We start from the raw sequence: 13,267 nt of genomic DNA, 5'->3' as shown, positions 1-13,267 counted from the left end.
CCCTTAAGAAAAAACAGGTGTAATATGTCAGAACATCAAGAAAGCCAAAATCCAAACATTGCTAAAGTCTTTGAACCCTGTCTGGAAACCGGGATGAAGATGTTTATTACTCCCGCCAACCTGCTCTCTGCAGCCCAGAACTATTGGCTGGCTTTATTCAAATATCAGAGGGATTTTTATTTTCCTATGTTTAAGGCTATGACTTATTTCAATAATGTTGAAAGTCTTAGAATTATGACAGAAAATCCCCTGGACACTGTGTTGCAATACACAAACCTCCTGCAATACAATGGGGAAATATTTTCCCGGGGGCAGTTAGGCGGCCTGGAAGCTGCCCTTGACTACCATTGTGCTGATTTGCGCAAGGCCTTTCCCGCCTGGTTAAACAGCTTTAACGGTGACCAGAAAGGTGAGACGATTTTTGATTTTATTGCTCATAACGCAAAGGCAACCGAAGTCATAGCCCGGCGCTTTCCTCAAGAGATCAAAGATATTGCCGATGAATACGGCTTCCACTTCGAACGGGGAGGATATGAACTGATTGCCGAGACAGACCGCTTCATGATCTACCAGGTTCTTCCAACGGAAAAAGAGACAGAAGTACGGCAAGACGGCAAGCCGATTCTAATTGTTCATCCCTATGTTCTGGGGGCTGACATCCTGGCCTTTCTGCCCTCGGAGAACAAGAGCTATGTACATTGTTTCGCCAATCAGGGCATTCCAACGTATGTTCGTATCCTGAAAGACATCGGGGAAAACCCTGCAGTGCAATCCATAACCCTGGAAGACGACATCAGGGATATGAAGTTTTTTTGCGAAAAGATCAAAAAAAGGCACGGCCGGCCCCTGACCTTAAACGGCTACTGCCAGGGCGGCCTGATCACCCTGGCCAACCTGCTGTCCGGAGAGTTGGATGACCTGGTGGATACTCATCTCACCTGCGTGGCTCCTATTGACGGGACCCGCAGCACTGGTTTTACCAGCTTTCTCGGGAGGCTGCCGCAACGGTTTAACGATCTGGCATATGGCACGAAAAGGCTGGATACCGGCAATTTGGTTGCTGACGGCAGCCTTATGAGCTGGGTGTACAAAATCAAAAGCATCGAGGATGAAGCCCCCATGGTCGCCTTTTACAGGGATCTGGCCATGATCCGCAACCTGGAAGCAAGAGGTGGCAGGATCAGCAAGACGGTGGCTGCCCTAAATTACTGGATTGTCCATCAGCGACATGATCTTCCCATAGAAATCACCAAACTCAGCTTCGCCTCCTACAATACCCCGATCAGCGAAGACGGCACCTTGCCTTTCAGGGCTTTCGGCCGCGAGTTAAACATGAAGCGCATTCAGGAAAAGAAAATCCGGTGGCTGATTTGCTACGGAGAGAGCGACAGGCTTGTAGAAAGGGATACTGCCCTGGCGCCGCTGGACTATGTGGACGCCGAAGTTACATCCTTTCCCAAAGGGCATGTTGCCATTGCCACATCCTGGTCTCTGCCTACCTCTGAATATGCATTACATATGCGTTTTGGCGAAAAAAACACCAGGGGGCCTGTTCGCTTTCATTTGGATGTGGAACAGGAAGAAAATGAGAAGACAAGGCAAAAGGCGGCGGCTACGAAAAGGTCAAAATCAGGTAAAACAAAGAAGTCTTCGGACAAGAAATAAATCTGTTTTCCATCTAACCTTTACGGCCGCTCAGATCTTGCCCAAAACAGCCAGACTCATGACCTTTTGGGAGTAGCCAAGCCAAAAATGGTGATGGTCAACAGGAAACATCGGGTCTTTGCATAGTGAAAACGCCTTACGCGGAGGCGAGTACAACCGAGGAACCGGATGCGGGAAAACCGCACGTCCGGGTCTGTGCGGGGGGTGCCGGGTAACTGGCATTCCTACCGTAAGAACTCTCCTGAGGAATCCGGTATGAAGTATCATATTTTTTATAATCAGGAGAATTGTTCCGGATGTTTTCGTTGTCAGCTTGCTTGTTCATGGGCATATGCAAAATGTTTCCAGCCTTAGGTCGCCCATATAAGGGTGGACGCCCGGGCAGAAAGTTACCATGCCTCGTTCTCCGATGAGTGCATGGCATGCGGTATTTGTGTTGATCATTGTTTGTTCAATGCCCTTACCAAAGGGCTTAAAGAGGGAGAAGCATAATGGATGGGGGAATTGCCGGACAGGTTCTGCATGGAAATCTGAGCGAACAGCGGACATGGACTGAGCCAATAGGTGAAACGAATGTCAGGGATTATGTGGGCGGTTTGGGAACCTGCATCAAGCTGGCGTCGGATTTGATACCTTCAGGTGCGTTGTCGCTGTATCCTGAAAGCGTTTTTGTACCGGGAGTCGGCGCTCTTGTCGGAACGGATTTGCCGTCCTCATCCCGGATGTATGCGGTGGGAAAACTTCCTGGCAGCGACACCGGCGGCGGGTGTGATGCAGGAGGATATATTCCTTTGGGGCCCAATTGAAATATGCGGGCTATGATCACGGTGACTGATCGCAAACGCTTTGGCAAGCTCAGCCGTTCACTTGTAGATAACATCCGGTTGTATCCATATCTCCAGGAATGGCAGGATATAGGCATGCTCAAGGTTTTTCCGATGGTTCCGGTTGATGTTTAAAAGAGAGTATTTTGATGAGTGGGGATGGGAGTAAAAAAATATCGCACAGCACCGATCACCGGGGATCTATTTGGTTTAGCTCCAATCAAATCTGAGGCTTGCCGCTTGTTTTAAATAGTGGTCACAGCCATCCTTTCTGAAAGCACTACTTGCCAGCGTTGGCGATATTCTGGCGCTTTCCCACGGCTGCACCTTGAATTTGATATTTTTCAATACCCAGAATTCGGATTATTGCCGGGGCATAGCCGCATGGTGCATTTTACAAGATCGGAAAAATTTTTTAAAAAATTTGCCCAAAATATTTGACACCCGTGTTTTTCGGACACATATAAGGATTATGATAAAGCCAAACCAGCCGTAAGACTGGGACGGAAAGTCACGGATCTTTTCAGTAGCGCTTTTCATCGTTGATTCGGTTCCAAGATAGCCGGACTGCCATTTACGTGGTGGTTCGGCTTTTTTTTGAGTCCTTTATCGAAGATGGTTTATGAAAATCTGTAGGGACGTTAGGGTGATCCATTTTTTTATTCTAAATTTACAAAATTAAATAAACAAGGAGGAACCCAAAATGACTGATGCGGTCGGACCCGTATTTACAGGCGGATTTGAAGAATTCGTCGTCAACGATGAACAGGGGCAACAATATACAATACTTTACCTGCCAGACAGAAATAATGATCATTTACAGCGGGAAGGTAAACCTCCGGTTTATTACTGGGTTCCCGGGCAAGTACGTCTGGCCCGTTTCGGGGATGTAGGGGATTTCAAATTCAGGCACATCCATTTTGTAGGAGTTCTGGATGAACAGACTCATGTGGGTGTGGAAGGCAGGGCGGAAGTTGTAGGTGGGTTGCTTTCATTCACAACAACATCCCGCTATCCAACTTCTGTGCTTCAACAGGCAGAACAACAGGTTTTAGCAAAATTCCGTGGAGATGATGATCGATACTGGGGTTGGCGAAGCCAGGCCGCTCCGATGTTCAGGATCGCTCCGATCCGTGATAATCGGACGGCCATTACCAATTTGGCACCTGGTGCGGACGGAACGGCACCCGCCGAGAATATTCCCACCACAGCCGGTGCATTGACCGGGGTTGGTGGAGTTGGAGGGGCTTCTGGTGGCGGAGCATCTGGTGGTGGGGTGCCTCCTGGTCGAACACGGAGTCTGGTCCGACGGGCGGACCTGAACCGGAAGGTGATTCATGGACGTGCTATAAACCGCTCCACTCTGGATGCCTGGGCCTGGAATTTGCAAGGACAGGGACCTGGTTCTGTCACGGGTGGTGAGAACGCTTATGCCGGTTTAATCGGACAATATCCTAGTGAATTGATCTGGGCTGGTTTCAAGGGGGGAGCCAGTCCCATCGTTGCTGCCCAGCACCTGATCCTGCCGATGTGGAGCCAGGAAATCTGGCTGAAGATAACGGGCGAATGGGATCGGATTTTCCAGCATTTTTCAGCACACGCAAACGCTCGGTATCTCTGGTTCAGTGCCGATATCAAAGCTGAATTCAACCAATTGCGTATCAATGGCGATATTCAGGTTGAGATGGCCATAGATGGCACCTTGCCGGGTGCTGAGAAGATGCAAGAGCAAATTGACAAGCGGGTTGATATGGTACTGCAACGTTTCATGGATCAGGCAACCCAGAGAATTTTTGAACCAGCTCCCCCCGAAGTTAAACCAGCCAAGGCTTCCAGTGGGGGCATTTTCAGCAGTATTTTCGGGGGAGGAGGTGGGTTGGCGCTCAAATACCGACGGGATGAGCAGCACCTCAATCTCCACTATGAAGAAACCCGTTATCAGCGATATCTACAACCCACAACGATCAGTTCTTCTTTCGAAGGTTTTTACAACGAGATCAAGGATGATCCTGAAGCGGAACGAAAATATTTCACCCGGCTGATCATGGGAGAGATCGGTCGCAAGGTAACAAGGATTGTCAAGCCGGTGGTTAATTGGCCTGATCCTGCCAAAGACTGGGTCGGTGAGCCAGCGGCTTTTCTTTCAGCTGAAATCGGTTATCCGGACCATACGGGCAACAAGCAATGGTTATCGCATGTATTTCAAAGTACCGATACCACGGATCAGAGTAACTGGACTCCGGCCTTTGCACGTCGGGAAGAAAATGAAGTCAGTAATGCTCCGGCTGATTGGAAGCCGGATGTGGCTTATGTACGCCGTCGTGTTCATTTGTCAGAACCCATGGGAATGACGGATAACCCTTTTGTCAAAGTGGATGTAGAAAAAAATGTGGTAGATATTGACCCGGAGGGAGGTGTCGCCACAACCGATCAAATCCTTGAGGTTCGTGCCGATTCTGTGGGGAAACTCGAAGTCGGTCCCATCGATATTGATGTGGTGCTGCAGGACAACACCCAGGTGGTGACAGTGGAATTCAAGGCCGAGGGTCGCAAGATTGATGGAAGTGAACGTCCGGTAGTCAAATTCCAGTGGAACAATGATGATCAGGATGATTCAAGATACTGGGAGATCTTTACAGGCCAGCCGGATTATGTTCCACGGTACAAATATCGTGTATCTGTCAATGTCAAGGGAACCCTTTTCAGTGCAGGAATGGCGTGGACAGGACCCTGGATCGAGGGGCAGGGGAACGGTCCGCTCATGGTACATGTGCCAAAACCAGATGACGAAGGAGTCCGTACCCGTCGTCTGGCACCCCGGGCACTGGCGCTGGAGGCGCCACGCGTCGGAGAAGCTGTAGAGGATGGACAACCGGCAGTCCCGCTGCCACCGGGTGGAGAGCCAGAACCCGCAGAACCTGATGTTGGGGCTCCTCCAGGTGGTCGGGAAGTCCGTGCACGGGGAGAAGGGGGAGGGGAGACACTCTCTGGTTACGATTTCAGGGGTGAATCAAGAATGTCGCCGCCTCCTGGCGAAGAAGAACCTGCCGGTGAACGAACGGAAAGAAGCAGCAACATGACTGATCGACCAGCTGATCATGGTGTACTTGAAGAACTGTCAGGTAAGAACGGCTGGAATCAACTTTAGATAGATTAAGGACCGTGGCCGCAGGATAAATGATTTAAATTCTGCTAACGCTTGATATATGGGTCGTTGAGACAAGAAATAAACCGCGATAGCAGGAGATTTCTATAGAATGACATTAAGATCGAGAGAATTCAGGCGGAACTCATAAGCGCCTATCCTGGATGCCATGTAAGGATAACAGAGGACAAGCAGGAAATCTATCACGTACTGCGTGGTGAACTTTACGTAGATTGTGGAGGACGTGGTTGTTTCGTTCGTGAAGGAGAATCACTTTGCATAGAACCAGGGCTGATCCATTACGCAAGAACCGTCAGTGAACCCGCTTGGGTTGAAGTTGAATCAGCTCCGCCTTGGTTGTCGGAGGATCACATTTCTTGTAAGGGCATGATTTATCTAAAATCTGGCAGGTTATCAATAGCTAGTTCTCATGAGTAGCAGGTATTCAAAGTTTGGAAGTCAACCAGTATGAACAGGATCTTTTTCTCACGATGGGGTTTCGCTTCCTTAACGGTATACGGCAAGGAAGATTGGAATCAATTCCAGATTGAAACGGAATCCGGGCCCGCAGGATAGTAGTAATAGATTCTGCGGTTCGGTTCTGGATTCTGATCGGAATGATGTCAAAGCCGGAAAATTTGTCGCGGCTTGTCGCTTCCACAAAAAAGGTTTCTATGTAATGACAACTGAGACTGCCAGTTCCCGTTCTGATTTCCGTAAATCTGTCTTCTCCGGATTGCAGTCATTTTTTCTTAATGACGGCACGGAAGTACTTGTTCTTGAAACAACCGGAGATTCAGGTGAGACAAGGCATATCTTGTCACCTGCCCCACGACTTGTTCGTCGCCAGTCGGGAGGGCCGTTATTTTCCCTGTCGCTGATTCTCAAGCATCGGCCCGGTCCGCAAGAGAAGTCTATCCATCCGTTAATTGATAAAGGTCTTCTTACAATGGACTGTCAGGTGGGAGTGTTGCCGGCAGTGCTGGAAAAGATGAAAAATTATGCAAGAGGTGAGATTCATCGCCTTTTTACGAGGAAAGTTGATTATGAGCTGGTTTGGAAGGAGGATGGTGAATCATCCCTGATCATTACCCGGGCCGAGGGAAGTGGCACCGAAGCTCGGGCAGGTATAATCGCCTATCTGGACCGATGGCAATCACTGGATGTTCTTTCAGCACTGGATCGAAATCCGTCTCGTCTGAACCTTGAGGCCACTGTTCAGTATCGTGGTGGCAGATCTTCAAAGGTGATCAGACTCACCGGCTCATGGAGTCGTATCCATGATTTTTTCACCGGTCAGGTGAATAGTCAGGGACGGCTTTCCGAAGCTGAATTGCACCGGTTGATTCCCTTACTTTCTGAAAAGGGTCTGATTTCAGTACACAATGACAATGATAATCCAGCAGATATTCCGGAGGATATCCTTATACAGTTTTTCATGCGCAACGTCATGGTCATTATGCGTCGTGAAGCCGGCATGGACGGAGTGGAACCGGAATATATATTGCGGGGACGCCCTCACGAAAGTTTCCATCTCAACTATACAGAAACGATTACTGGTCCTGCACTTCAATCCCACAAGATAAATGCATCCTTGGATCAAATGATTGGAGGTATGCTGGATGAATATAAAAGGGAAGATTTCGTCCATCTTATAGCAGAACAGGCAAATCATCCGGCAATGACAGGATATGTTCCCAGCCGCGTTCGTTCCACTCCGCCTGATGTGCGCAATCGGCGGGAAGGAAGTATGAAGCTGGCAAAGATGGGCAATAGTGTTTCATCTTTTTCGTTGGCTACACGGCCCGACACCTCTGCCATTGTCCATCCCAACCCATCGGTAATTCACAAGCCAGAAATTGTGTCAGAACATGTGATGCTGGATGACGTCAGGATTGAACTGCCTCAAAAAGAAAGACCGGTCAGCCTGCCTGTTGTTCATGATGTCAATGCACCGTGGTGGCATGATCGCATGAGCCAGAATAAATGCTGGTATGCACCCGAATTCGAGTTAATCTCGCCGTCACCGACTGATGATCCTGTCAATAGTTCTTTCCTGTTTTCATTCAGGAGGACAGGAGCAACCAGTACAGGAGAACCGGCATTGAGTGCTTCAATTCGTCTGAGTCTCCGGCAGGTGATGAGCAAGGAAACATCCTCTGCCCTGTCGAGAGAAAACCATGATAATAATCAACCTGTTTCTTTCGAAACCCTGTCTGTGTTTTTATTGATTCCCTTCATTGACCAGGAGAGTGGCCAGGTCAGGGTGCATGTTTTTTCAGCTGTATCTGAAGAGATTGGCGGTACAGTAACAGCGACTCTGTCATTGCTGAATGACTGGGTTCGACTTGCCTATGGTGCCTTGGCGATGGAAGGATTTCAGTCTATTCCTCCCCGGGTAAGGGTTGCCTATACATTCCGCGGGTATGTTCCTGTTCGGGAAAAGGACCTTGAACTGGCGTATGGGGGGAAGGCTCTGTATACGCCGGTTCTATATTCTGCCAGTGATGTAAACTCCTTCCAGGGTAGGAGTTTTTTTGATGCCACTACCCTGACATACGTCCAATCAAAGACAGAACTGCGTTATCAGCGGGAAACGGATGGTCATGTCACTCGCGGTGATCGGAAAGCATCTGCTGATATGCTGGCACGTCCCACGTCCGTTGCAGTGAAACCAGTCTTATCGACCGCGGCTGTTGTACGTCCTCAGCTGGAAATTGTTTCCAGCATTGCTACTCTCTTGCAAAAAGTGAAATATTCAATACGAACCCAGGTGCGCTGGCAAACAATGCCGGTTTTGCTGCCCTGTAACAGACTGGGACGGTTTTATCAGGAGATCCGGAATGGTGTGCCGGCTACCATCGGTTGCCAGAATGCCCTCACATTAGGCGAGACACTTTATCGCCAGTATGAAGAAATTATTGAAATGAGAACATCCCGTTATCGTGTTTACCGTTCCCTGCAGCAGCCCGGGCATTTTCTTGTAAATCCTGCCGCCTATTGTATTGGACGGCGTTCTGCTAATGAATCGGATCCATATCGTCCTCTTCTATTTCTCCATGCTCTTATTGATACCGAAGTGCCGGCCAATAACCAAGTTGAGATGCGAACCACACTCCAGCCTGACCTGTTTATGTTTGAACGCAAAAAAATTTTTGAAATATTGCAGCTCTATGATCCCCAGCCTGTCATCCACTATCCTACGGAAGTGACAACAGAATCGGTCATTACGGAATGGTTGGTGGATCCATCCATAACAACCGAAACTCTGGAGGCAAACAGTTTCTTCATCAGCGCCTATTTTAGAATGGATCTCCCCCGTTGGCAACTGACTAAAAACATTTTGAACCATCCGGGACTGATGGGTAGTGTCCGGTTCGAGTTTTTTGATGGAACCATACTGGAGGCCAATCTAATGGTCAAACTGGATCATATCCGCGGTCCGTGGGAACAGGGACCTCTGGAAAAAATGGCGGGAAACGGAAAAATCAAAATTACAAATCGTTCTGAACGAACCATTGATATCAGGGATCTGGTGCAATATTCAGGAAGAGGTATCGCGCAAAAGATTCCAGTGGAAATATCTCTTTCACCCGGGCAGACGCATACTGTACAGGCATCAAATGAAATGGAACCGGTATATAGTTATCCTCCGGGAGATCCGGTTGCCATCGAGGAAATTCGTAGTTTTGTTGAAGATATCCATAGCAATATTATATTCATTAATCTTCTGAACATGGCCCAACACAACCTGATCCGTCTTGATGTGGAAGCACGTATCCAGGGTATCAACGAACAATATCGGGCACAACTTACCGGTGATATGCCTGTAGCGGATATTCCTGTGATCCTGCCATTGACAACCTATCTGGAGAATCGGACACTGGAATTTCGCGTTATCAAGATTTTCAGTAACAAGCAAGCAGAGATGACCGAATGGATGGTATGGGATCTGGATACCACTGTACCTGTCAGTTTGACGCAAGATCTTCTTGATCTTTGATGGAGGAATAGAAGATGGCTGAGAATTCCGGAAACAGAAGCGATTATCAGGAAAGCAAAAATACATATTATTACGCTAATGGACAACGGATCCGTCTAGTACGCGAGCCCCGTGTTTTTGCGGTACGTTACCGGGCAGGACGTGATTCGCGCGATCCTGATCTGTCTCGTCGTGCTTTCAATCTGTTACACGAAGAGTCCGAACATACTGGTTTTATTTCCAATTATGGTCTGCAGATTTACAATATCAATCCGGCTGCCATCAGTCGACGAACAGAGCCAGAAAAACAACAGCAGGATCTGGTCGCTGAGGTCAAAAATCTGGAAAAAGAAGCACCGGTGGAATATGCGGCTGTGGCTTATCGCCGGAATGCAGAGCGGGCGGCAAACCGGATTGATGATCTGATGTTTGTCAATCGTGAATTTGTGGTCCAGTTCAAATCAAATGTGAGTCTGGATGAAATTGAGAAATTTAATTACCGTTATGGAGTACTGATTCTGAAAGCTCAGGCTTATGTCGAAAATGGGTTTGTATTACAAGCCCCGGAGGCGGAAGGGGAACATGGTCCGATTGTTCTTTCCAACATCTATTATGAATCAGGTCTGGTAGAGTTTGCCCACCCCAATTTTATTCGGCGTCGCCATTTACGACAAACCGGAACAATGTTGCTTGAACCTGGCATGGAAGCATCTACGGACAGGGAACGTGCTGATCGTTCGATGTACCTTTCCCGACAGTGGCATCTGGAAACAGCCAGAGTGGTAGATGTCTGGGATATCACACGGGGCAACAGTCAAATCAAGATTGCCATACTGGATGATGGGGTGGATACCGGACATCCGGAATTTTCAGGGAAAATCAGCGCCGAGTATGATTTTGCATCCGGCACGGCGGATGGGGGTCCCAACAGCAGTGGAGACAGACATGGTACTGCCTGTGCAGGGGTAGCGGTTGCAAAGGGGGTACGTGCTTTTGGATCCGCACCGGATTGTTCCTTGATAGCAGTACGTTATCCCGATTTTTTAGGAGTGGTCGAGGAAGCAGAAATGTTTCGTTGGACGGCGGATCAGGGGGCTGATGTGATCAGCTGCAGCTGGGGACCTGCAGACGGGACCGGAGCTATGGATCCTCTTCCGGACAATGTACGTGCTGCCATTCGATACTGTGTGAACCAGGGGCGTAATGGACTGGGGATACCGATTTTCTGGGCGGCCGGTAACGGAAATGAATCGGTTAGCAATGATGGATATGCCTCCAATCCCGATATCATGGCAGTGGCGGCTTCCAGCAGCAATGAGCGTCGCTCCTGGTACAGTGATTATGGTCCGGAGATATTTATCTGTGCTCCTTCCAGCGGTGACAGCAGCGTAGGAGAGCGCAGGATATTCACAGTAGACAGACGCGGTAGCAGTGGATATAACCCTGATCCGGATACAGGAGCCCATCATCCGTCTGGTGATCTGGATTATACGGACGATTTTGGTGGCACCTCTTCTGCCACACCATTGGTGGCCGGTATAACCGGTCTCTTGTTATCTGTAAATTCAAACCTGCGGGTTCAAGATGTACGCCGGATTTTGCAAGAGACCACGGACCGTATTGATTCAGCAGGGGGGAACTATGAAAGCAATGGCCATAGCCGCTTTTACGGGTATGGTCGTGTCAATGCCTTGCAGGCCGTGGAACGAGCGCGGAATTTCGGTGGCGGGGGAGGAACATCAACCGGACAACTCTCGATCAATGCACCCGAAACGATCAATCGAAACGATTCACCGCCCACTTTTCAGATCGGGACCGGTGGTCGACGGTATTATGCTGTGGAAGTAGCCACTCGTCCGGACCTGTTCAACAATTCAGTCCATGGTATCGATCGGAATAACAGCAACTTCTTTGGATCATGGCATGATGGCATGGAAGAGAATACGCCTTTCCACCTGCCCCGGGATGTATGGGACCGGCTCAAACACGCGGATCATCTTTACTACCGGTTGCACGTGGCGGATGACAGTTCCTGGTCCAATCATGCTGTCACAACCAATGATTATGAGGCGGCCAGTGCGCCTTTAATCAGGATCCAATCCTCATCAGGACCTGCTACTCCTGTCGGAACAGGACCATCCATAACTGCACCGGCTACAATCAACCGAAATGATTTGTCCCCAAATTTTCAGGTCAGCAAAGGACAGCGCAGGTTGTATGCTGTGGAAGTGGCTATTCGGGCGGAATTGTTTGATAGTACCAATTACGGGAATGAACGAAATGCAAATAATTTCTACGGTTCTTGGCAGGATGGTCTGGAGGAGAACACCCCCTACCGTTTGCCTGAAAACGTCTGGAATCGACTCAGGCAGGCCAATAATCTTTACTACCGATTGCATGTAGCCGATGACAATGCCTGGTCCAATCATAATGTTACCATCAGCGATAATGAAGCAGGTACTGCTCCACATATTCAGATAACCGGAGGGCCAGGGGTGACTGACGGTGGTAGCGGGGGTACATCTCGAACTGTCGTTTTCCCCAGTGGCGCCACTTTCCAGGAGGTAAGTTCACCAATGGATGGTGTGGATTACAGGGATCACGTCGGTAATGGTATAGTCCCCCTGATTGAGGTGAGCGGCAGGATGGAAGAATTCCTTTCCCCCCATTTCAAGGTGAAGGAGATGGTTTCAGACAATTCAAGATATGCACGCATATCCGTGGAACTGATTGAGGGGCTCCAGAATATACGGGATAGGATCGGATCTTCGCTCATTGTCAAATCAGCTTATCGACATCCTACCTACAATGATTCGGTGGGAGGAGTTAATAACAGTCAGCATATTGCGGGACGCGCAGTTGATATTAGAACCAATAGCATGCGTCCTCTAGAACTGGCTCGTGTGGCATTGGAGGAATTGGGAAGCGATATCGGAATTGGCCTGGGACAATACAACATTCATGTTGATTTGAGGGGACATCAGGCAATCTGGGTCTATGAAGGAGCGGAATTAAGCGAGAGCGCATTTGAAAGATGGGTTAAGGATGTTGTTCAGCAGTCTGGGCGGAAGGGAACCACCAGAATGGATATCACAGAACGTCTGCTGCCAACCATCATGGGACCCGAAAGGTATTCAATTCATGAGCCCTCTCCCGTTTTTTTTGTGAATCCGGGACATGACACCTATTATGCTGTGGAAATCGCAACCCATCCCGACTTGTTTAAGGACCAATGTTCTGGTGAACGTACATCCAATAATTTTTTCGCTTCCTGGTTTGATGATCTTTTGTTCAAGGCCTGTGAATCAACAACCTATACTCTTCCTGAAGAGGCCTGGAAGAGACTGCGATCGGGGTATCGACTTTATTATCGTATATTGACTTCAGCCGTACAGACAAAATGGGAAAATATACACTATTCCATTACCGGAGAAAAGGTGGTAAATGCACCCCGTATCATTCTCGTGGATGGCAGGGAAATACGGGATATTGCTAATGTGATTCCCCGATTGGACTTGAATGCGAGTCGCCGTGCTGAGGAGGCTTTGTGGAGAGGTTGAAAACTAAAATGGCACCGGATCTTGCTGTCCGTCCAGTGCCGTATCGGTCGGATGCCGACGATGTCATCATTATTGCTGACCTGGAACCGGT

The 13,267-nt window shown here is 48.8% G+C and carries 7 protein-coding genes and 1 riboswitch; all 7 genes read left to right on the top strand.

Features of this window, described 5'->3' with window-relative positions:
- On the top strand, positions 1–1,665 hold a 1,665-nt coding region (locus R6U41_RS04880), incomplete at its 5' end, for a metal transporter (RefSeq protein WP_410268712.1).
- A gap of 369 nt (positions 1,666–2,034) precedes the next feature.
- Entirely contained in the window at positions 2,035–2,157 is a 123-nt protein-coding gene (locus tag R6U41_RS04875; protein WP_410268711.1) for a 4Fe-4S binding protein, read from the top strand.
- Complete coding sequence (locus tag R6U41_RS04870) at positions 2,157–2,471, top strand: aldehyde ferredoxin oxidoreductase N-terminal domain-containing protein (protein WP_410268710.1); 315 nt, start codon at positions 2,157–2,159, stop codon at positions 2,469–2,471. Before R6U41_RS04875 ends, R6U41_RS04870 begins: the two co-directional genes overlap by 1 nt.
- A 488-nt stretch (positions 2,472–2,959) precedes the next feature.
- A riboswitch (cyclic di-GMP riboswitch) is annotated at positions 2,960–3,064 on the top strand.
- 128 nt (positions 3,065–3,192) lie between these two features.
- Positions 3,193–5,637, top strand: a complete 2,445-nt coding sequence (locus R6U41_RS04865; RefSeq protein WP_410268709.1) for a hypothetical protein — start codon at positions 3,193–3,195, stop codon at positions 5,635–5,637.
- Between the two features lie 114 nt (positions 5,638–5,751).
- Complete coding sequence (locus R6U41_RS04860; protein ID WP_410268713.1) at positions 5,752–6,072, top strand: cupin domain-containing protein; 321 nt, start codon at positions 5,752–5,754, stop codon at positions 6,070–6,072.
- A 241-nt stretch (positions 6,073–6,313) separates the two neighbouring features.
- Complete coding sequence (locus tag R6U41_RS04855; RefSeq protein WP_410268708.1) at positions 6,314–9,637, top strand: hypothetical protein; 3,324 nt, start codon at positions 6,314–6,316, stop codon at positions 9,635–9,637.
- Between the two features lie 14 nt (positions 9,638–9,651).
- On the top strand, positions 9,652–13,176 hold the full coding sequence (locus tag R6U41_RS04850; protein ID WP_410268707.1) for a S8 family serine peptidase: 3,525 nt from the start codon (positions 9,652–9,654) through the stop codon (positions 13,174–13,176).
- Positions 13,177–13,267: the final 91 nt, after the last annotated feature.

This window comes from Desulfosalsimonas sp., assembly GCF_046483245.1.
In the GTDB taxonomy this organism is placed as follows: domain Bacteria; phylum Desulfobacterota; class Desulfobacteria; order Desulfobacterales; family Desulfosalsimonadaceae; genus Desulfosalsimonas.
The sequence above is the reverse complement of the archived record's forward strand: the minus strand, read 5'-3'. Positions and strand labels throughout refer to the sequence as shown.

Bases quoted from the DNA above. Each gene is read 5' to 3' on its own strand.
- R6U41_RS04870 (WP_410268710.1), top strand. From the start codon at position 2,157: ATGGATGGGGGAATTGCCGGACAGGTTCTGCATGGAAATCTGAGCGAA.
- R6U41_RS04865 (WP_410268709.1), top strand. From the start codon at position 3,193: ATGACTGATGCGGTCGGACCCGTATTTACAGGCGGATTTGAAGAATTC.
- R6U41_RS04855 (WP_410268708.1), top strand. From the start codon at position 6,314: ATGACAACTGAGACTGCCAGTTCCCGTTCTGATTTCCGTAAATCTGTC.
- R6U41_RS04850 (WP_410268707.1), top strand. From the start codon at position 9,652: ATGGCTGAGAATTCCGGAAACAGAAGCGATTATCAGGAAAGCAAAAAT.